General features: G+C 29.6%; 18 protein-coding genes. 10 read left to right on the top strand and 8 right to left on the bottom strand.

All coding sequences use genetic code 11. The features are described 5' to 3' along the window. Positions 1-295: 295 nt before the first annotated feature. Positions 296-2047, bottom strand: coding sequence for a signal peptide peptidase SppA (gene sppA, locus V5787_RS07955; RefSeq protein ID WP_336892716.1), 1752 nt, complete (start codon positions 2045-2047; stop codon positions 296-298). A 286-nt stretch (positions 2048-2333) separates the two neighbouring features. On the opposite strand from sppA, the gene folK reads away from it, so the two are divergent. Continuing rightward, positions 2334-2846 carry a 2-amino-4-hydroxy-6-hydroxymethyldihydropteridine diphosphokinase gene (gene folK / locus V5787_RS07950; protein ID WP_336892715.1) on the top strand — a complete coding sequence of 171 codons (513 nt, stop codon included), beginning with the start codon at positions 2334-2336 and terminating at the stop codon, positions 2844-2846. A 214-nt stretch (positions 2847-3060) separates the two neighbouring features. Here folK and V5787_RS07945 read toward each other — a convergent pair whose 3' ends face one another. The 3 genes from V5787_RS07945 to V5787_RS07935 all read right to left on the bottom strand — a co-directional run bounded on the left by V5787_RS07945 (position 3061) and on the right by V5787_RS07935 (position 6330). Then, the gene (locus V5787_RS07945) at positions 3061-4776 is read right to left on the bottom strand and encodes a phospho-sugar mutase (protein WP_336892714.1); all 1716 of its coding nucleotides are present in this window, start codon (positions 4774-4776) and stop codon (positions 3061-3063) included. A gap of 74 nt (positions 4777-4850) precedes the next feature. Further along, positions 4851-5804: a glycosyltransferase family 2 protein gene (locus tag V5787_RS07940; RefSeq protein WP_336892713.1), complete on the bottom strand. Its 954-nt coding sequence runs from the start codon at positions 5802-5804 to the stop codon at positions 4851-4853. Position 5805: 1 nt separating this feature from the next. Continuing rightward, on the bottom strand, positions 5806-6330 hold the full coding sequence (locus V5787_RS07935; protein ID WP_336892712.1) for a DUF4199 domain-containing protein: 525 nt from the start codon (positions 6328-6330) through the stop codon (positions 5806-5808). Positions 6331-6483: 153 nt separating this feature from the next. Here V5787_RS07935 and gldC point away from each other — a divergent pair, with 153 nt between their 5' ends. After that, positions 6484-6822, top strand: coding sequence for a gliding motility protein GldC (gldC, locus tag V5787_RS07930; protein ID WP_336892711.1), 339 nt, complete (start codon positions 6484-6486; stop codon positions 6820-6822). A gap of 214 nt (positions 6823-7036) precedes the next feature. On the opposite strand, the gene V5787_RS07925 is transcribed toward gldC, so the two are convergent. Both V5787_RS07925 and V5787_RS07920 read right to left on the bottom strand, forming a co-directional pair. Next, positions 7037-8461 carry an HD domain-containing protein gene (locus tag V5787_RS07925; protein ID WP_336892710.1) on the bottom strand — a complete coding sequence of 475 codons (1425 nt, stop codon included), beginning with the start codon at positions 8459-8461 and terminating at the stop codon, positions 7037-7039. A gap of 1 nt (position 8462) precedes the next feature. Continuing rightward, positions 8463-9014, bottom strand: a complete 552-nt coding sequence (locus tag V5787_RS07920) for an L-threonylcarbamoyladenylate synthase (protein ID WP_336892709.1) — start codon at positions 9012-9014, stop codon at positions 8463-8465. Positions 9015-9198: 184 nt separating this feature from the next. Here V5787_RS07920 and V5787_RS07915 point away from each other — a divergent pair, with 184 nt between their 5' ends. From V5787_RS07915 to V5787_RS07890, 6 genes are all read left to right on the top strand, one after another. Continuing rightward, positions 9199-11031 carry an ABC transporter ATP-binding protein gene (locus V5787_RS07915; protein WP_336892708.1) on the top strand — a complete coding sequence of 611 codons (1833 nt, stop codon included), beginning with the start codon at positions 9199-9201 and terminating at the stop codon, positions 11029-11031. Positions 11032-11127: 96 nt separating this feature from the next. Beyond that, positions 11128-12096 carry a glycosyltransferase family 10 gene (locus V5787_RS07910; protein WP_336892707.1) on the top strand — a complete coding sequence of 323 codons (969 nt, stop codon included), beginning with the start codon at positions 11128-11130 and terminating at the stop codon, positions 12094-12096. 26 nt (positions 12097-12122) lie between these two features. Further along, positions 12123-13064, top strand: a complete 942-nt coding sequence (locus tag V5787_RS07905) for an ATP-grasp fold amidoligase family protein (protein WP_336892706.1) — start codon at positions 12123-12125, stop codon at positions 13062-13064. Between the two features lies 1 nt (position 13065). After that, complete coding sequence (locus V5787_RS07900) at positions 13066-14040, top strand: glycosyltransferase domain-containing protein (protein WP_336892705.1); 975 nt, start codon at positions 13066-13068, stop codon at positions 14038-14040. A gap of 17 nt (positions 14041-14057) precedes the next feature. Further along, complete coding sequence (locus V5787_RS07895) at positions 14058-15062, top strand: hypothetical protein (protein ID WP_336892704.1); 1005 nt, start codon at positions 14058-14060, stop codon at positions 15060-15062. Between the two features lie 20 nt (positions 15063-15082). Further along, positions 15083-16000, top strand: a complete 918-nt coding sequence (locus V5787_RS07890; protein WP_336892703.1) for a DUF5672 family protein — start codon at positions 15083-15085, stop codon at positions 15998-16000. Position 16001: 1 nt separating this feature from the next. Here the strand turns inward: V5787_RS07890 and V5787_RS07885 are convergent, their stop codons facing one another. Next, the gene (locus tag V5787_RS07885) at positions 16002-17087 is read right to left on the bottom strand and encodes a glycosyltransferase family 1 protein (RefSeq protein WP_336892702.1); all 1086 of its coding nucleotides are present in this window, start codon (positions 17085-17087) and stop codon (positions 16002-16004) included. A 1-nt stretch (position 17088) separates the two neighbouring features. Beyond that, positions 17089-18201 (bottom strand): glycosyltransferase family 1 protein, encoded by a 1113-nt coding sequence (locus tag V5787_RS07880; protein ID WP_336892701.1) that lies wholly within the window; start codon positions 18199-18201, stop codon positions 17089-17091. A gap of 983 nt (positions 18202-19184) precedes the next feature. On the opposite strand from V5787_RS07880, the gene V5787_RS07875 reads away from it, so the two are divergent. Continuing rightward, positions 19185-20006, top strand: coding sequence for a glycosyltransferase family 2 protein (locus V5787_RS07875; RefSeq protein WP_336892700.1), 822 nt, complete (start codon positions 19185-19187; stop codon positions 20004-20006). Next, a complete protein-coding gene (gene ruvX, locus V5787_RS07870) occupies positions 19999-20409 on the top strand; it encodes a Holliday junction resolvase RuvX (protein WP_336892699.1) in 411 nt (136 codons plus the stop codon). The genes V5787_RS07875 and ruvX overlap by 8 nt, the downstream gene beginning before the upstream one ends. The last annotated feature ends 67 nt before the right edge of the window (positions 20410-20476 follow it).

Genomic DNA, 20476 nt, shown 5'->3' with positions numbered 1-20476 from the left:
CGTAAATCACAAATGCTATCTGCAAAAGTAGGTGTTATTTGTAGTTTCATGGCTTGAATATACATCTTAATAAGCTAACAAACAATGATTTATATCCTAAGTTTGGATGTTTGTTTTTGTCATGTACCTTGCAACGGTCTTCTTTTATTCAGATAAGCAATAAAAATAGAAGCATAGCCCCGTTACGATTTTGTTTTTGTGTGAAATATGAATGAAAAATAAACGAATTTAATCCGTCATTTGAATGTTAAAATGGTATAAATCACAATTCAAATATCCTCTTTTGCATACATTTTTATTTTATTTTTAACAGATAAGGAAGCCCCATCTGAATACCTTCAACAGACTTAAACGTATTTAATTGTTTAAACAAAATAAAATTAGCATCCCCCAACCATTCTTTCATTAGGTCTTCTTTTAAATTCATAAACGGCATCTTTCTAAAAGACTCTCTAATATCCTTTTCATATTTAGGGTAATTTTCAATTTTATAATCCTCAATTTCAGCCAATAATGCTGCTGATGAAATTGCATTTTCAAGGCTTCCAACGGCATCAATCAAACCATTCTCCTTTGCTTGTTTACCAGTCCAAACTCTTCCTTGAGCTAATTGATCAACTTCGTCAAAACTCATTCCTCTCCCCTTAGCTACTTTAGACACAAAAGTTTTATATATTTGATCCACACTTTCTTTGGTTACTTCATGAAATTTTGGATCTAATTTTGAAAAAGGGCTATAAGAAGGACTATTATTAGTATTTACTTTTTCAGAATAAATTCCAATTTTATTTGTAAACTCACTTGCATTAGGTAATATACCAAATACACCTATAGACCCTGTAACAGTAGCTGATTCAGCAAAAATACTATCTGCATTACACGATATATAATAGCCTCCAGAAGCGGCATAATCCCCCATAGAAACCACTAATGGCTTTTCCTTTTTGGCCGTTTCTAAAGCTCTCCAAATTAAATCTGACGCAAGCGCACTACCTCCAGGTGAATTAACTCGTAAAACAATCGCTTTGATAGCGTCGTTTTTTGCTGCTTTATTTATAGCCTTAACCATCATTCCTTGGCCAATACTCTCTTCGTCTCCTTCTCCATAAATGATATCTCCTTGGGCATAAATGACAGCAATTTTAGCTGCATCAGAATTTGCTTCAAAATCAAAAGACATATTCGATTGTATATAATCAATCAATCTTGTTGTCTCGTATTTTTCAACAGAAATAATATTCTTTAATTTCTCCTTGTACTCATCTTTATACAATACACCGTCTACCAAATTATTTTTTAAAGACCGTTCTGAAGTTCTTCCTAACAATCCATCAGCAATTTCATTAATTCCATCAACAGAAAGACCTCTGGAAAGAGAAATAGCATCTACCATATCAAACCATAATGACCCGAGTAATTCTTTTATTTGGATCCTATTAGATTCACTCATTTTATTTGCAATAAAAGGCTCAACAGCACTTTTGTATTTACCATGACGAATCACCTCCATCTTGATACCATATTTATCCTGAAAATCTTTAAAAAACAAAATTTCAGACGTCAATCCCTTCAACTCCACTTGTCCAACAGGACTCACAAATACAGAGTCTGCAACGGAACTTAAAAAATATTCTCTTTGTCCGTAAGTATCTGCATAAGCAAACACGGGCTTTCCTGAATATTTAAAATCAACAATCGCATTTCGAATGGCAAATAACTGAGTAATCCCACCACTAGCCAAATCACCTTCAATACTTATTCCCTTTATTCTAGGGTCTGATTTCGCTTTTTCAATTGCAGACAGAATCTCATTAAGTCCCAAATATTGTGGAGGAAGCCCAAGAATTTGAGCAAACGGATCGATCTCCATAGGAGCAAAGTCCTTTATCTCTTTATTCAATTCTAATCGAAGTATACTATTCTCACTAACTTTTACTTCGTTATCACTACCCAAAACTACGACAACCACAACAGTAAATATAATTAGAAAACCTGCTGCAACCATAAAGCCAATGGCTGACGAAATAATATTTTTAAGAAAATTCATGTTATTTTTTTAAAACAAATATAAACTATTCTATTTTCTTTTGTTTCTTTGTGATTGTGAAATATACATCAGTTACTTAACTTATACCAGATAAACATCAAAATGATTGATTAAATTAGTTTCTATTTCCTTTATATTTCAATATTAAATAGAACCGTAACCTAGACTAGGATTATATTTTTTATTTCATCTAAAGAAAAATAATTCAAATTTATTATCAACCATTCTGAAAATCATTTGGCATTAAAGGATTGAACATAATCATATCCGATTTTAAAATTAAATTATGAATCAAACTTTTACTTCTTATCTTTCATTGGGTAGTAATCTTGGAGATAAGTTAGAGAACTTAAAAAATGCAGTCAATGCGATTGATATAAACATCGGAAAAATTATACAAATTTCAAACATCTACGAAACACCTTCTTGGGGATTTGAAGGTGATGTTTTTTATAACCTTTGCTTGAAAACAAAAACAACTCTCCAACCTAACGAACTATTAAGCAACATTCTAGAGTTGGAAAAAACACTAGGAAGAAAAAGAAAAGACACACAGGAATATCAAAATAGAAATATTGATATTGACATCATACTTTACGAAAGTATTAAAATTACTAGTCAAAACTTGATTATCCCACACCCAAGGACTTTGGAAAGAAAATTTGTACTTATTCCACTAGCTGATATTTACGATGAAGACCCTTACCCTTTTAACAATTTTAGTTTACTCAAAAACATCGAACAGTGCAATGATACAGGTGCTATAAAAAAAACAATACATTCTATAAGTAAACCTTAAAGATCAACAAACTAAATCATAACTCAACCCTTTCATATGTGAGCATCAACCTTTTCTTGGCACGATTTAATCAAGTTCATACCCTTATATATTTGAATTATGGGAAGATAAAACTCTTTCATTATTATAGTAGAGACAAACCTAACCAAGTATCGGTAAATAAAAAACTCATTTTAGATATTGTAAATGAGTTTTTTTATTATATAGCTTTTTATTAAAGATTCAGCTCTTTAATAATTCTTTGAATTTTTACACTCAATTCCTTTTCAACAAGATCTACGCAGTCAATTGAATCGCAAGTACTATTCACACTAAAATAGAATTTTATTTTAGGTTCTGTTCCACTAGGTCTAGCCGCTACTCGTGTACCTTTTTCTGTATAAAAAATCAAGACATTAGATTTAGGCATATCAATTGTAGTTTCTTCTCCTGTAACTAAGTTTTTACAGATAGAAAATTCATAATCATATGCAAATACAACTTTCTCTCCATCTATTTCTTGAGGAGCATTTGCTCTCAAATCAACCATCATTTGTGTAATCTTGGCTGCGCCATCCATTCCTTTTTTAGTAATAGATATTAAATGTTCTTTGTATAAATTATGTTTTACATATAGTTGAAGTAATTCATTATAAAAAGAACTTCCTTGAGATTTCGCATATGTAGCAATTTCACAAGCCAAAAGAGCAGAAGTAATTGCATCTTTATCTCTTACAAAATCACTTACCATATATCCAAAACTTTCTTCACCACCTCCAATAAATTCCAGTTCAGAGTAATCCACAATCATTTTGGCAATCCATTTAAAACCTGTTAAACAAATTTTAGTTTCTACGTTATAAGAATTGGCTACTTCAGCAACCAAATCAGTCGATACAATAGTAGTACCAACAAATTGTTTTCCGTTAATTCGATCTTCTTTTTGCCATTTCTTCATTAAAAAATCAGTCATGACAACCATTGTCTGATTCCCATTTAAAAGTTTTAAATTCCCATTTAAATCTCTTACAGCAATTCCAACTCGATCACTATCAGGGTCTGTACCAATTACAATGTCTGCACCAACTTTGTCGGCTAACTCTAAAGCCATTTTTAACGCCGCAGGTTCTTCTGGATTAGGAGATGCTACGGTAGGAAAATTCCCGTCTGGTTTACGCTGTTCCTCAACGATATGAACATTTTTATAACCAGCCTTTTCAAAAGTTTGTGGCATTGCTGTAATAGCAGTTCCGTGTAATGATGTGAATACAATTGTTAAATCATCTCTATTAGACAACTCCAAACAACCGTTTTTTACAGATGCATCCGTAAAGGCATTGTCTACCTCTTCACCTATATATTCTAACAAATTAGAATCAGCATCAAATTTTATTTCAGAAAAATCTAATTTATTTACTAAGTCAATTATACCACTATCATTAGGAGGTACAATTTGTCCACCGTCTTTCCAGTAAACTTTATATCCATTATATTCAGGAGGATTGTGAGATGCTGTCAATACGATTCCTGCCGTACAGTTTAAATAATTAACGGCAAAAGATAATTCTGGAGTTGTACGCAGGGCCTCAAAAAGAAATACTTTAATCCCATTTGCTGTCAATACATCTGCTACAGTTTTTGCCAATGTATCACTATTGTGTCTACAATCATAGGCAATTACAACACTGTCTTGTGAGTTATTATTTTGCCGTAAAATATAATTTGCCAATCCCTGAGTTGCTTTTCCCAAAGTATATTTATTGATACGATTTGTACCAGCTCCCATAAGGCCTCTAATACCTCCGGTTCCAAATTCTAAATCTTTGTAAAAACTATCTGCTAAAATATCAGAATTAGAGTCGATTAAATTTTGAACTTCCTCTTGAGTGTCTTGGTCAAAAGTTGATGTCAACCATTTTTTGGCTACGGCGATAATGTTTTGAGTACTCATATAGTTTTATTATTTTTTGGAGAAATAAATTATTTACTTAATATATAAAATGTCTTCTTTATTATTACTGAAATTTATATTTCTTTTGAAATTTGATAATTCGGATTGTTTTTTTTAGACCTTAAAAACAATTCACCAATAAAACCAGCCAAAAACAATTGTGTTCCTAAAATCATAGTCCCTAAAGAAATATAAAACCATGGGCTATCAGTTACGAGAGGCGAAGGAGTATTAAAATAAAAAACATTAAAGAGTTTACTTGTACCTATATAAAAAGCGGAAAAAAACCCAATGATAAACATTAAGGTTCCCAGTAGACCAAAAAGATGCATGGGTCTTTTTCCAAATTTACTGACAAACCAAATTGTCAATAAGTCTAAGAAACCATTTATAAAACGTTCCATGCCAAATTTTGTATATCCGTATTTTCTTGCTTGATGTTTTACTACTTGTTCTCCTATATTTGTAAAACCTGCATTTTTTGCGAGAACAGGAATGTATCGATGCATTTCGCCTTGAACGTCAATAGTTTTGATAACTTTTTTATCATAAGCTTTTAGGCCACAGTTAAAATCATTTAATTGAATACCTGATGTTTTTCTTGCAGCCCAATTAAAAAGTTTTGAAGGTAAATTCTTTTTAAATTTCGAATCGTACCTTTTCTTTTTCCAACCACTTACTAAATCAAAATTTCCAGATGTAATTTTATTGTAAAGCGCAGGGATTTCATCAGGAGCGTCTTGTAGATCCGCATCCATGGTGATAATAACATCACCTTTTACTTTTTTAAATCCTGCATTTAATGCTTGTGATTTACCAAAGTTTTTAGAAAAACGAAGCGCTTTTACATTAGGGTTAATTTCTCGTAAGGATTCTATAATTTTCCAAGAATTATCTGTACTACCATCATCAATAAATAAAATTTCGTAACTATAAGAATGATCAATCATTACTCTAACAATCCAATCGTGTAATTCTTTTAAAGACTCTTCTTCATTAAGAAGTGGAATAACTAAGGATAGTTGCATATTATGTTTGTTGTTTTTTTTCATAGATTTTGATAAAGATAACCGTAGTTATAACAGAAAACACAAAACCTAAAAATGCTGTAAAAACAATTCCGATTGCTGGGGTGATAAATGACCTAGCCCCTTTTTGCAACATCTCTATTCGATCATCTATCTCATCTTCCGCTAGTTGACCCGAAGACTCCATTGCTTTTCTCTGAACTTCTCCTAGTTCACTTACAAAGTTTGGATCGATGTATGTTGTGAAAATATAATTGTAAATCGTAATAATTATAGCACCTACAACAGCAATTCCAATTCCGATTTTTAAACCTTCTGAAAAATTTAATTCATTTAGTTTAGCAAACGTTCTAATTCCTAAAATTATTGCCACAAGTATAAATAATATACTGATGACTCCAACAGTTTGATTTTGTTCAAGATGCTTGTCTTGGAAAAATAACACCACGTTAATGGCTACCGAAACAAGTCCTAATAAAAAGCCATATTTAAGAATAATACTTTTACTAATTTCCTTTGTGGTCATTGTTTAATATTTGATAAAATACAAATATAATTATTTCCAATGAAGTTGGATTTATTTATTGAATTTTGTTTGATATTTCGAGTCTCTTTTTTATATTTCTGATTCTTCTTCTTTAATGTATCTTTGCAGTACAAAATATTAAGACTAAATATAATGGCTGTAGTACATAAATCAAAAATAGAATTCGAAATTGAGTTGGATGAGAATAAGGTTCCTCAGAAAATAAAATGGAATGCAAAAGACGGTGGGATAGCTAAAGAAGAAACAAAAGCAATCATGATGTCTGTTTGGGATCCGAAAAAGAAAGACACTTTACGAATTGATTTATGGACAAAAGATATGCCTGTAGATGAAATGAAACAATTTTTTCATCAAACTTTAGTATCCATGAGTCATACTTTTGAAAGAGCCACCAATGATGAAAAGATGGGAGCTACCATGAGAGATTTTTGTGACTATTTTCAAGAAAAATTAGAATTGAAAAAGAAATAAACTCTTATAATACCATTTTAACAGTTAAATTGGTGTGATTTACAGAGCAAGGGAACAAAGGTATTGTTTTGATCCAAAGACAGATGCTAAAGAGCATATTGAACTTATTTGCAAAGATGACCAAATTAAAAAACAGTTAAGATCAACAGTACTGACATATTCTCGGGGAAATTGTTATACAAAATTAAAAAATTATTTTCAGAAAATTAAGTTACTAATCTTGTACTTCCAATTTTATTTTTTTCCCATAAGACAACATCAAATTAAAAGCTTCTTGATATTCATTCGGGATTTTACCGTCTAAGATAGCTTCTTTAATAACATTTTTAATTTGACCTATTTCTCTACAAGGTTTTAACTTAAACGTTTCCATAATAAGCTCTCCTGAAATTGGTGGCTGAAAATCACGGATACGATCCCTCTCTTCAACCTGCTTTACTTTAGCTCTAACAATTTTAAAATTATTATGGTATTTTTTAAATTTAGCAAGGTTTTTTGTAGTGATATCTGCCTCACATAAAATCATTAAACTATCCAAATCTTCTCCTGCATCAAAAAGTAACCTTCTTACTGCGGAGTCAGTAACATTAGATGCTAAAACAATTGGCCGAGAACTTAACAAGACCATTTTTTGAACAAATTTCATTTTGTTATTCAGTGGCATTTTTAATCGTTTAAACAATTTATACACCATTTTTGCACCTACAAATTCATGAGCATGAAAACTCCAGCCATTTTTATTATCAAAACGTTTTGTTGGAGCCTTTCCAATATCATGTAACAAAGCTGCCCAACGCAACCAAACATCTTCTGTATTTGGCGCAATATTATCAACAACCTCCAGCGTATGATAAAAATTATCCTTGTGTTTTTGTCCTTCTATTTCATCAACTCCTTTTAAAGCCGTTAATTCAGGAATAAGTATCTCTAACAATCCTGTTTGCTCTAGTAATAAAAAACCAATTGATGGAACCGAAGACTCCATGATTTTTTGAATTTCAACTATAATTCGTTCTCTTGTAATTATTTCTATTCTATCCTTGTTTTTACTAATTGAGGCTAAAGACTCTTTTTCAATTACAAAATTCAACTGGGTTGCAAATCGAATGGCTCTCATCATTCTAAGTGGATCATCAGAATAGGTAATATCTGGATTCAACGGAGTACGAATAATTTTTCGCTTCAGGTCGGAAATTCCATCAAACGGATCTAACAAATCCGCAAACGTTTCCTCATTCAAACTCAAAGCCAATGCATTGATGGTAAAATCTCTTCGGTTTTGATCGTCCTTTAAAGTACCTTCGGAAACCTCAGGGTTTCTACTTCCCTCTGTATATGACTCTTTTCTTGCCCCAACAAACTCGATTTCAATATCTTGATAGCGCAACATAGCGGTACCATAGGTTTTAAACACTTGAACTTTTGGCTTATTCGGCAATAATTGAGCTACTTTTTTAGCCAATTCAATTCCACTACCTACAGTTACAATATCAATATCTTTGGCACTTCCCCTGTTCAATATAAAATCACGGACAAAACCGCCAATCACAAAACTTTGTAAATTTAATTCTTCACTTGCTTTTGTTATAAATGAAAAAACAGGGTGGGTTAATGCTTTTGTAAAATCCTTTGAATGCATATCAATCTCTAATCACTTCTATAGAACCGTCTTTATTAATTTTTAAGATTCTCGACGATTTTTCTGAATTTGAATCTTGCTGCAAAGCTACCACATAATCTACGCTATCCAAAATTGCCTGACTTATTTCTGCAAATGATTTTGGTGTAGGTTTACCACTAATATTTGCAGAAGTAGAAACGATAGGTTTTCCAATTTCCTTAATCAAACCTTCACAAAAATTATGTTTTACAATTCTTATGGCAACGGTATTGTCATTAGCAATCACATTTTTAGCCAAGCCTTTTGGATATGGATATACAATTGTTGTAGGCCGTGTGGCATGCTTTAATATATCTAAAACAGCTTCAGGAACAGATTCTACATAATTTTTCAACATATCAATCGAATCTACAAGTATGATTAGACTTTTACTTTCAGACCTCTGTTTTATCTTAAAAATTTTATCAATTGCTTTTTCATTTGTTGCATCACAGCCCAAGCCCCAAATTGTATCTGTAGGGTATAAAACAACTTTTCCTTGTTTAATATTTTTTACTGCTATTGAATTCATTTTTCAAAAATAAATCATTTCCACCAATTGATTCTCATTTCTAATAAATTCAACACTCTAAGTGAGAGAAAAATATATTTTCTAAAGGCTTCAAATGTTAAAACAGTATATTTGCATTGCTTTTTTAGAAGTGAAGATGTCTAACCTACATCTATCCGAAAGTTTTTTTAAAATAAATAAATAAATGACATACTTCAAACGTTTTTTAAAATACGCAATCCCATATAAGTGGATTGGTATCACTAGTATCTTTTTAAATATTTTGTATGCCTTATTTTCTGCACTCTCCTTTTTGACATTAATACCAATGTTAAATGTATTGTTTGGTGATACAAAAAAAATATATCAAGAGCCTATTTTAGGTGAATTCTCAACTGTCAGCAAAGAATATCTTGAAAATTATTTAAATTATTTAATCACTATAAATACTCAAAACCAAGGTCCAGAAAGCACGCTGGCCTATATGGTATTTAGTATTGTTATCGTATTTTTTCTTAAAAACCTATTTGGCTACTTAGGTGGACTTTTTATGGTTTTCTTAAAAAACTCAGTATTAAAAGATTTACGAAATGAAATTTATGAAAAAATAATAAGCCTACCAATATCCTATTTTTCACAAAAAAGAAAAGGAGATACAATTGCAAGGTCAACGGGAGATATTGGAACTATTAATGAGACTTTTTTAAACTTATCTATTGTTATCATTAGAGAACCATTAAACATTATTTTTACTTTAATCTTTATGGTGAATTTAAGTCCTGAATTGTCTTTATTCGTATTTACATTTATTCCTCTATCTGGTTGGATTATTTCTTTAATAAGTAAAAAAATCAAAAGTCAATCAGCTACTTTGTTTAAACAGGGTGGTATAATGCTTAGTATAATTGAAGAAACAATTACTGGGCTAAAAGTAATTAAAGCCTTTAATTCCGAGTCCTTTTTCACCAAAAAATATGACAAATTCAATACCGATATTAAAACTCTAAGCAACCAACTCTCTAAAAGAAATGCGATGGCATCTCCTTTGAGTGAGTTTTTAGGAATCGTAACAATCGCCTCCTTATTATGGTTTGGAGGACGTATGGTTCTAATTGATGCAAGTTTAAATGCAAGTACCTTTATCGCTTTTATGGGATTAGCCTATAACATCCTAACTCCGGCTAAAGCCATATCAAAAGCAAGTAATGCAGTCAAAATCGGAAACTCAGCCGCGGAAAGAGTTTTTGAAGTATTAGATACAATAAACCCATTACAAGACAAAGAAAAACCACATCAATTATCCACATTTAAAAAGGAGGTTAAATTTGAAAACATCTCTTTCAAATACAATACAGAGTATGTACTAAAAGATTTTTCTTTGATAGTGCCAAAAGGGAAAAAAATTGCTTTGGTTGGACATTCTGGAAGTGGAAAATCAACATTAGCAAATTTAATAACTCGTTTTTGGGATGTTACTAAAGGACAGATAACTATTGACGGTATTAACATCAAAGATGTTACAACATCATCTTTACGGAAACAAATGGGAATTGTAACGCAAGATTCTATTTTATTTAATGACACTATTGCAAACAACATTTCTTTAGGTATCGAAAACCCTAGCCATGAAAAAATAGTAGAAGCAGCAAAAATTGCCAATGCACATGATTTTATTATGGAGTTCCCTGAGCAATATAATAGTCCGGTAGGAGATGGTGGAGGAATGCTGTCTGGAGGTCAGAAACAAAGAATTTCTATTGCAAGAGCGGTTATGAAAAACCCACCTATCATGATTTTAGATGAAGCAACTTCTGCATTAGATACGGAATCTGAACAATTGGTACAAGAAGCTATAGAAAACATGATGCAAAACAGAACATCATTAGTTATTGCGCATAGATTGTCTACAATTCAGAATGCTGATTTAATCGTAGTGATGAAAAAAGGACTGATCGTAGAACAAGGTACTCATGAACAACTAATGACCCTTAAGGGTGCATATAATAATTTGGTGACATTACAGAAGTTGGAATCGTAAACAAACCAATATTAAATTTTATTTCTTAGGTTTTAGCATTCTATTTTCATCTATATCTTAAAATGAACTACATAAAATATCCGATACACAAATACAATGAAAACTATTTATCTTGATTTTCTAGGCTTTCATCCTGATTTACAAATAGAAAATAGTTCTATTGTAAAATTACTAGGTAAAAATTATAACGTAAAAATCTCAAAAGATTCACAATATGTTTTTATAGGATCTTTTAACCCATATTCTTACATCAGACAGACTCGAGATAAAATTTCTATATTTTATCCTGGAGAAGCTATTTTTCCAGATTTTAATTATTTTGATTATGCAATTGGATTTGACGAATTTAATTACGATGATAGATATTTTAGATTTCTTCCATTAGCAAATACTAAAAAACGGGGAAATACAGCTAAAACAATTAATAATCCTTTTAACAGGGAATTTTGTAATTTTATTTATGCCAATCCTGATGCTCATCAAAATAGAGATAAATTCTTCCACCTCCTAAATAAATATAAAAAGGTGGACTCTTTAGGAAGTCACTTGAAAAATACTGATCTTGAAATTGAACCTAGAGGAGGTAACTGGTATCAAGGCAGTATCGACACAAAATCTAACTATAAGTTTTCTTTAGCTTTTGAAAACGCTTTATACAAAGGATATACAACCGAAAAAATAATCTCGTCTTTTCAAGCTAAATCTATTCCAATATATTGGGGAAACCCAAATATCAATAAAGAAATTGATCCTAGTGGATTTATCAATTGTCATGACTATACATCATTTGAAGAGGTTATTGAAAGGATAAAGGAAATTGACAATGATAAGAATCAGTATTTAAAAATGCTAAAATCTTCAAAAAGCATCTTTTTTGAAAATAATTTTCACGAATTACAAAACCAAAATTTAATTTCATTTTTAGAAAACATCTTTGATAAAGAGTTCCACTTGGCAAAAAGAAAGCCTGTAGGTTATTGGACTAGTAGACATCTAGACTCATTACAAATGAAACCTAAAAACAAATCAATTTTTCGTAATTTATTCAAAAAAAAAATGAAATAACTCAGTTTTTGTTTTAAGTAAAAATCATGAAAAAAGCTATAAAAAGAAAAATATTAAAGAGGTATGAAAAGTATAGAAATAGGATTGGACAAGAATCAATTAAAAAAACAATTGACAAATTAATTGATTTTCTTTACCCTTATGAGGATGAAAAATTTATTAAATCTTCTTTTAAATCAATTTTTACATATTCATTAGATCTAGATAAACCGGTTACTTTTAACGAAAAATTACAATGGTTAAAATTAAATGACCGAAAAGATTTGCACACGATTTGTGCAGATAAATTACTAGTTAGAAATTATGTTTCAGAAAAAATAGGTGACAAATATTTGATTCCATTAATTTTTTCAACAAAAAAAATTTCAGATATTTCTCCAAAGATATTACCTGATTACCCAACTATTATTAAAACAAATCACGATAGTGGTTCAACTTTTATTATTAGAGATAAGAAAGAATATAACTGGAAAGAATTAAAAGAAAAACTTAAAGCATCACTCCATAATAATTTTTATTTTGCGTCAAGAGAATGGCCCTACAAAAACATTCCGCCAAGAATAATAGTTGAGAAATTATTGATTCAAAAAAATGGAAAAGTCCCTAATGACTATAGATTTTATTGTACAAAAGGAAAAGTAAACTATATTCAATTAGAAATAGAGAGAGAGAGTTCTCATTCAAGAAACATCTATGATTTAGACTGGAACATCCTTCATATTACTAGAGGTGATATCCCTTCAAGCAAAAAGATTGCAAAACCGAGAAAACTCAAAGAAATGATTTCTTTATGTAAAAAACTTTCTTCTCCTTTTATATTTGCGAGAGTTGACCTATATTACATAAATGATGAAAAAATATTTTTTGGAGAAATTACATTTTATCCAGGAGGAGCATTAACTAAGTTTCACCCAAATAAATGGGATAAAATATTTGGTGATATGATCCATTTACCAATAAACAATTAACATGACAGAACCTAAAATAGTTGTATACACAGCCCTGTTCGGGAATTATAGCGGCTTAATAGAACAGCCTAAAATAGAAGGAGTAGATTATATCTGTTATACCGATCAAGATTTCACTTCTAATTCTTGGAAAATCATAAAAGTTGAACCGCCTATTTTAAATGATAATACACGATCCAATCGTTATTATAAAATCAATCCTCACCTGCATTTAAAAGAATATGAAACGAGTGTTTATATTGATGCTAATTATTTGATTATTGCTGATTTTTCATCAATGGTTATAAATAAACTTAAGGATTTTGACATGGTTTGTTTTGACCATAACCAAACAATATTAGACCCCAGAGATTGTATTTATAAAGAACATGAAGAGCTGGTAAAAATAGCTGAAATCAATAATAATCACCGTGACTCTTTAGAAGTTATGGAGGATCAAATTAACTACCTAAAATCAAACTGCTATCCACAAAACAATGGTTTAATTTTTGCTGCTGTTCTTATAAGAAAACACAACAAGGAAGATGTAAAAGCATTAATGGAATTATGGTGGGGTTTTGTAAAAAAAAGAAGTAAAAGAGATCAATTAAGTTTCAACTACTGTACTTGGAAACTTAATTTCAAAAAAATACTATATCTTTCATGTGATTTAAGAAGAGGAAACCCCTGGTTTTATTGGTTTGACCATAAATTAGATTTCTCCAAAGATTTAAAAGAACTTAGAAAGGAAATATTTATAAAAAAACATCTCCCTCTTATTAGAACTTTTTTAAATTCAAAATTCGTTAAAAAACTAGTTTTTATAACAACATATCCTTACATAAAATTAAAATTCACTACTTGGTGCAAACGATATTATAAAGGGACTTTGACTCAAGAAGAGGAACTCTACTTATTTAAGAAAACAAAAAAAAATTATTTTACAAAGAGTGATATAGTTTCACAAATATATAAGCTGACTAAAGGCAAGCATTAAATCGAAATTCATTAAAAATGAAAAAAAAAATATTATTTGCCGCCCCCTCTCATTTTGAAATTTACAAAATCATTATTAGAAACCTTGAAAACCTTGGTTTTGAGGTAGTCTACTTAAACACAAATGATGAAAGTTTCAAATATAAGAACAACAAAGACAGAATAATTAATCTTTTTAGAAAAATATTTTTAAAAGATAAAAATTATAAAAAAATCACATTAACAGATAGATATAAAACTCAAAAAAATTTAGAGCAATTAAAGTCTTATGATAAAAACTATTTTAATTATTCACTAATCATCCGGTCTGATTTATATCCAATAGAAGTAATCAATCGTATAATAGTTTTATGTAAAAAATCTATTGCATACCAATGGGATGGCCTAAATCGTTACCCAGAAGTATTCAAAAGAATTGATTTCTTTGATAAATTTTATATTTTTGACAATAAAGACTTTGAACAATATCAACAGACATATTCAAACCTATATTTAACACAAAATTTCTATCCAACTATTGAGCCTACATTAAACACAAAAAACTGTGACGTTTTTTACATAGGTACATATAATGAAGGTAGGTTTGACAGTTTTATAAATCTATATGCTAGATTAAGTAATTTTGATTTGACATTTAATATTATGATTAATAGTGATGATCAAAACATTATTAAGAAATATCAAAATAAAGATATCCGATTCTTTTCTAAGCCTATTATGTATGAAGAAAACTTATCTCTTTTAAAGAGTGCTAAAATAGTATTAGATGTAAAGGTCAATCATCATTCGGGATTATCGTTTAGGTTCTTTGAAGCTCTTAAATATGGAGTTAAAGTAATCACTGATAATTCTACTGTAAAAGAATACGATTTTTATCACCCAAATAACATTTATATTCTGAACCAGGATAATGATACTCCAGAAATACTTGAGAGATTTATTAATTCTGAATATTCTGAAATAGATTTAAGCACACTTAAAAAGTACTCATTTGACAGTTGGATTACCGAACTACTGAATTGATTAATTTTCTTTAAAAACATATGTTAGACTTTATATATACCTCTTTCAATTTTCAATACTATACATGTAAAATACCTACTTGGTACAGAAAACTGGTTTGTAATATTAAGATTCCAGAAAATACTTTAGATAAAATAAAAAGAGAACTAAAAAATAATCAATTAAACAAGCAAGGAATAAAACAGCTCTTACTTAAAATTCAAAAAGAAAATGCACGTAAGAACAAAACCCTTTGGAACTTTTATTTAGAAGAAACTTTACCTAATAGATATGATTCTCTTCATTTAAATATTGTCAAAAAATCTAATTTAACCGCAGTAATAGTTGAAGCCAGAAAACATCCTCACTTTAAAGTTGTAGTACAAAATGTAATTTCAAATTTACAGCATTTGAATGTATGTCTACATATTTATCATGGTTCTGAAAACGAAATTTTCATTAAAGAATCTCTTAAAGAATACAAAAACATAAAATACATAAACTTAAACGTCATTAACCTTGACATTGAAGGCTATAACAAAATTATGTTGTCCAAACACTTTTGGAGTAATTTTAAAAGTGATAAAATATTAATTTTCCAAACAGATGCGATAACATTTAAACCATTAGACGAAAAATTCCTTTTATACGACTATATTGGAGCCCCTTGGAAAAAGCACATTCGAAAAAAAAATAAAGTCAATGTTGGTAACGGAGGTTTGTCAATTCGATCAAAGAAAATGATGTTAGCAATAATTGAACAAGATATTCCTCGAAAGAAAAACATGCCTGAAGATGTATATATCTGCCAAATTATAAAGAAACAAAAATATAATCTTGCAATATTTAATAAAGCTTTTGATTTCGCTACAGAAAATGTCATTAATACTAATGCATTTGGTTGCCATAAAATATGGGAAGAAACTACGGTTGAACAATTAGAAAAAATTCTAAAGTAAATTATAACCTCTTATACAATTCCAAATATTTTTTCGCCATTTTTTCATAGTCATAATTTAGTGCCCAACTATTCAATTTTATTACTTGATTCACTTTATCCGAATTATATTCATTCATTCCTTGTCTATAAACCGTTACCATTGCTGCTATTTCAAAGGAATCAAAATAATAAGCTACCTCTCCTCCTATTTCAGGTAAACTAGTCAGATTACTAAGAAATACAGGTTTCCCAAAATACATTGCTTCTATAGGAGGAATCCCAAAACCTTCAGCTAATGAAGGATGACACATCGAAGTTGCATTCTGAATTAATGCCCATTTTTCATCTTCCGGTATATTACTTATAATATGAACTCTGTTGGTCAAATTCAATCGTTTTATTTCAGAAAGCATTTCATTTTTGTAATCTTCTTTTTCTCCCGAAACTACTAAAACTAAATCTTCATCAATAAATGGCAACATCTTAACTAATAATATTTGATTTTTTTTAAAAAATAAAACACCTATATTTAAAATATATTTTTTTTCTTTCAAAAAAGAAAACCGACCTAAAGGGTATTCTTTTAATTCAGGAAATTTCAATCCGTTATGTATAACAATTATCTCAGGTTTTGTCTTATACCTAAATAAATTATCATTAAGTAATAAATCCTTTTTTGTAAAGTTCGATATACAAACTATTACATCAGCATTTGATATGTTTTTTTTGACTATTTTATATGTTTGATTTTTTTTATTTTCAGAAAAATCCTCACGTAAAAAATTTAAATCATGTAACGTAACTATTTTTTTTTGCCACTTCCTTTTATAATTAAAATAAGAAGACAATTGGTGACTCGAATGCAATATAGAGTAACCAGCAGTAAAAAAAAACATTACTTTGTGAATTGATTTATGATTAACTATCTTAAATTGTGTATCCAAAGACTGCAATTCATTTAAAGGACCATACAAAGAGATATCTAATTCTATTTCTGACTTAAGTTTATTAAAACCCAATGCCAAGTTTCTAAAAACATTTGCTATTCCAGAGTATGGATAACGGAGCCTTTCTAAATCCAGCAACACTTTCTTATCTTTTTTCATACTACAAAATCTCCCTATAAATCTTAATTATATTTTCAGATATCAAATGATCATTAAACTTCTGAACAAATTCAAAGCCTTTTTCAGTCATTTTATTTACCAAAACTTTATCAGATAATATCATTTCGATATTTTCTTTTAAGGCTTCAACATCCAAAGCATCAATGTACACAGTAGAAGGTCCTCCTGATTCTGAAAAGCACCCCCCTTTTGAAGTAATAACAGGAGTTTTACTAAATAAAGCTTCTATAATTGGAATTCCAAAGCCTTCAAATATACTTGGATAAACAAATAAATTAGCCAATTGATATAGCGCCACCAATTGTTTTATACCTACATTTTCAAGAAAAGTAACTTTATGACCTAAATTATTCTTTTTAATATAATTAGTAATTACCTTATAATATGGTGTTTTACCTCCTACAACAACCAAATTTACATCCAAATCCTTTACTGCTTTCACCAGTGATAATAAATTCTTTCTTTCTTCAATAGTTCCAACATTAAGAATGAAATTTTCTGGAAGCGAAAACTCATTCAGTACGCCGTTTTTAAATTCTTCTGAAAGTTCTGTTTTAAAATAATTATGGCAGCCTTGATATACTACTCTTATTTTATTTGGATCTACATCTAGAAATTGAATAATATCTCTTTTTGTTTGTTCACTAATTGCAATCACAATATCAGCTTGATTGGATGCGTATAAAAATTTTTTTAAATGAATCTTGCGATCCAATATGTGATACATATCTGGATACCTCATGAAAATTAAATCATGAATAGTCACAACACTTTTTATATTTGTAAACTCGATTCCTCTAGGGATTTCGCCAGATAACCCATGAAATATCTGTACATTATCTTTACATAACTGCTTAACAACAGGTCCTTGCCTCCATAAAGAAGAAAAAAAAATCCAAAATTTAGATTTGGGTAATCTTTCAATTAAATTTCCAGACTCTTTGAGTCTATCTATTTTCTTCTTTTTAGGATTATACAGAAGATAGACATTTTTTGACTGAAATTTTGACAAAAGACTTACCAAGTCACGGCTATAATTACCTAGTCCAGTGAAATTATGATAAATTCTTTTTGCATCAAATCCTATTCTCATATACTTACAGGTCACTTTTATTGATATTCGACAAATGTAATATTAAAAACTAAATAAACAGATATTAATAAGAGTGTTTCCTTTTAAAAAAAACAATCTTTTTGAAAAAATCTATACTAAATCCAAATAATCATCCATTATATTAATACAACTAATCCGAAAGTTACATCTCTGATTAGTCTCACTATTTTATGTAAATCCACTTTATTTCAAAATATTGCAGTTTTATGTTTTATTGGGTTTATTTTAAGAATGCGAATTTACAAAAAGCTAAGTGTTTTTTACCACATCCGATTACATATATTTTACATTACTAATTCTGTTTTCGAGATGAACAATTTATTTTATAGGGGTCAAAACATAAAGCATCCTAAATTCATCTTATATTTTTTTGAATCATCCATTTTATAAGGAATAAATTGATAATCACTGTTTTTATTGAGTTTTAGACCCTTTGTTTTTAGTAGCCTATATAATACATTCAAGGTTTTATGAGTAATCATCCAATATTTGAGTTCCATGATAACTTATATGGTTATATCTCATAGCAAAACTATAATAATTCATGACCAATGGCATTGATAAAATACACTTTTAAATTGATAATCTATTGAAAATTATAAGCTAAATGTTATTGAATGTATTAGCGACAATCTCTAACAGATAAAAATAAAACAGAAATATTTTTTTTTAACAATCGTAGAATCCAAACGTGAAGCACTGGCATTCTGGCAACTAAAACAAATGTAGATTATTGAAATTTTAGGAGATAAAATTAAATTTACAAAAAAATATTTTTTTTGTCGTTGTTGTAAATTACATCATTCCTGTTATCAACCGACAAGGTAAAAAGAATAGAAACGGAAAAGTATTGAACTAATAATTGTACATGAATTTCCTTTTCTACCTAAAATTCAGCTGTGAATTAAGGGAATAATTAAAAAAAAATTCTCTTTTATCTGAATTTATTGTATAATTGATTTATGAATTCAAATGAAATTTCCGTAATTATAAGCACCTATAACGCCGAACAATGGCTCCTTAAAGCTCTTCTTGGGTATAACGAACAGACTTTCAGAAACTTTGAATTAGTGATCGCAGATGACGGCTCTACAAAAAAAACTAAAATTTTAATTGAAAATTTCAGAAAAAAAAGTCGATACCCTATCGTACATGTATGGCAAGATGATAATGGTTTTCAAAAATCACAAATTTTAAACAAAGCCGTCAAAGCAAGTACTACTCCCTATATTATTATGTCTGATGGAGACTGTATTCCTAGGAATACATTTGTTGAAAGACACAACAAATATAAAGAAAAAGGATATTTTCTATCTGGAGGCTATTTTATGCTACCTTCTAACATCTCAAATAAAATAAACCCCGAACATATTTCTTCACAAGTCTGTTTTAATCTTGATTGGCTTAAAGATAATGGATTGAAAGACTCAATGAAAAACAACAAGCTTAAAAAAAATAAAAAACTCTCTAAATTTTTAAATTTTTTCACACCTACCAAAGCCACTTGGAATGGACACAACTCATCTGGTTGGAAAAAAGACATTCTAGCTGTAAATGGCTTCGATGAAAGGATGCAATATGGTGGTCAAGATAGAGAACTGGGAGAGCGATTAAAAAACTTAGGTATTCAATCTAAACAAATCCGATATAGTGCCATAGTTATACATTTGGACCATCCAAGAGCTTATGTCAATGATGATAGTTGGAAAAAAAACGACGCTATTCGCAAAGTAACTCGTACCTCCAAAACAACAACAACTTTATACGGAATAAGAAATGAGTAAAATTTTAGCAATTGATTATGGAATAAAAAGAACCGGTATTGCTGTTACGGATGATTTACAAATCATTGCTTCAGGACTAACAACTGTTAACACCAATCAATTACTTTCATTTTTAACCGATTATGTCAAGAAAGAATCTGTAGAAACTTTTGTAGTTGGACAACCTAAACAAATGAATTATACCGACTCAGAAAGCGAAATTTTAATCCTTAAATTCATTGACAAACTAAATAATAAGTTCCCCAATATACCAATCATAAGAGAAGACGAGCGATTCACTTCCAAAATGGCCTTTCAGACAATGATTGACAGTGGGTTATCAAAAAAAAAGAGAAGAGATAAAGCACTTGTAGATGAAATAAGTGCAACTATTATCTTACAGTCCTATCTATACTCAAAGTAACACCATTTTGACATTTATAATGACAAATTGGTATAATACAACTCTTTTAATCTAAAAAAAGTTTTAA

This window comes from Flavicella sp., from assembly GCF_037132785.1.
In the GTDB taxonomy this organism is placed as follows: domain Bacteria; phylum Bacteroidota; class Bacteroidia; order Flavobacteriales; family Flavobacteriaceae; genus Flavicella.
The sequence above is the reverse complement of the archived record's forward strand: the minus strand, read 5'-3'. Positions and strand labels throughout refer to the sequence as shown.

Bases quoted from the DNA above. Each gene is read 5' to 3' on its own strand.
- sppA (WP_336892716.1), bottom strand. From the start codon at position 2,047: ATGAATTTTCTTAAAAATATTATTTCGTCAGCCATTGGCTTTATGGTT.
- folK (WP_336892715.1), top strand. From the start codon at position 2,334: ATGAATCAAACTTTTACTTCTTATCTTTCATTGGGTAGTAATCTTGGA.
- V5787_RS07945 (WP_336892714.1), bottom strand. From the start codon at position 4,776: ATGAGTACTCAAAACATTATCGCCGTAGCCAAAAAATGGTTGACATCA.
- V5787_RS07940 (WP_336892713.1), bottom strand. From the start codon at position 5,804: ATGCAACTATCCTTAGTTATTCCACTTCTTAATGAAGAAGAGTCTTTA.
- V5787_RS07935 (WP_336892712.1), bottom strand. From the start codon at position 6,330: ATGACCACAAAGGAAATTAGTAAAAGTATTATTCTTAAATATGGCTTT.
- gldC (WP_336892711.1), top strand. From the start codon at position 6,484: ATGGCTGTAGTACATAAATCAAAAATAGAATTCGAAATTGAGTTGGAT.
- V5787_RS07925 (WP_336892710.1), bottom strand. From the start codon at position 8,461: ATGCATTCAAAGGATTTTACAAAAGCATTAACCCACCCTGTTTTTTCA.
- V5787_RS07920 (WP_336892709.1), bottom strand. From the start codon at position 9,014: ATGAATTCAATAGCAGTAAAAAATATTAAACAAGGAAAAGTTGTTTTA.
- V5787_RS07915 (WP_336892708.1), top strand. From the start codon at position 9,199: ATGACATACTTCAAACGTTTTTTAAAATACGCAATCCCATATAAGTGG.
- V5787_RS07910 (WP_336892707.1), top strand. From the start codon at position 11,128: ATGAAAACTATTTATCTTGATTTTCTAGGCTTTCATCCTGATTTACAA.
- V5787_RS07905 (WP_336892706.1), top strand. From the start codon at position 12,123: ATGAAAAAAGCTATAAAAAGAAAAATATTAAAGAGGTATGAAAAGTAT.
- V5787_RS07900 (WP_336892705.1), top strand. From the start codon at position 13,066: ATGACAGAACCTAAAATAGTTGTATACACAGCCCTGTTCGGGAATTAT.
- V5787_RS07895 (WP_336892704.1), top strand. From the start codon at position 14,058: ATGAAAAAAAAAATATTATTTGCCGCCCCCTCTCATTTTGAAATTTAC.
- V5787_RS07890 (WP_336892703.1), top strand. From the start codon at position 15,083: ATGTTAGACTTTATATATACCTCTTTCAATTTTCAATACTATACATGT.
- V5787_RS07885 (WP_336892702.1), bottom strand. From the start codon at position 17,087: ATGAAAAAAGATAAGAAAGTGTTGCTGGATTTAGAAAGGCTCCGTTAT.
- V5787_RS07880 (WP_336892701.1), bottom strand. From the start codon at position 18,201: ATGAGAATAGGATTTGATGCAAAAAGAATTTATCATAATTTCACTGGA.
- V5787_RS07875 (WP_336892700.1), top strand. From the start codon at position 19,185: ATGAATTCAAATGAAATTTCCGTAATTATAAGCACCTATAACGCCGAA.
- ruvX (WP_336892699.1), top strand. From the start codon at position 19,999: ATGAGTAAAATTTTAGCAATTGATTATGGAATAAAAAGAACCGGTATT.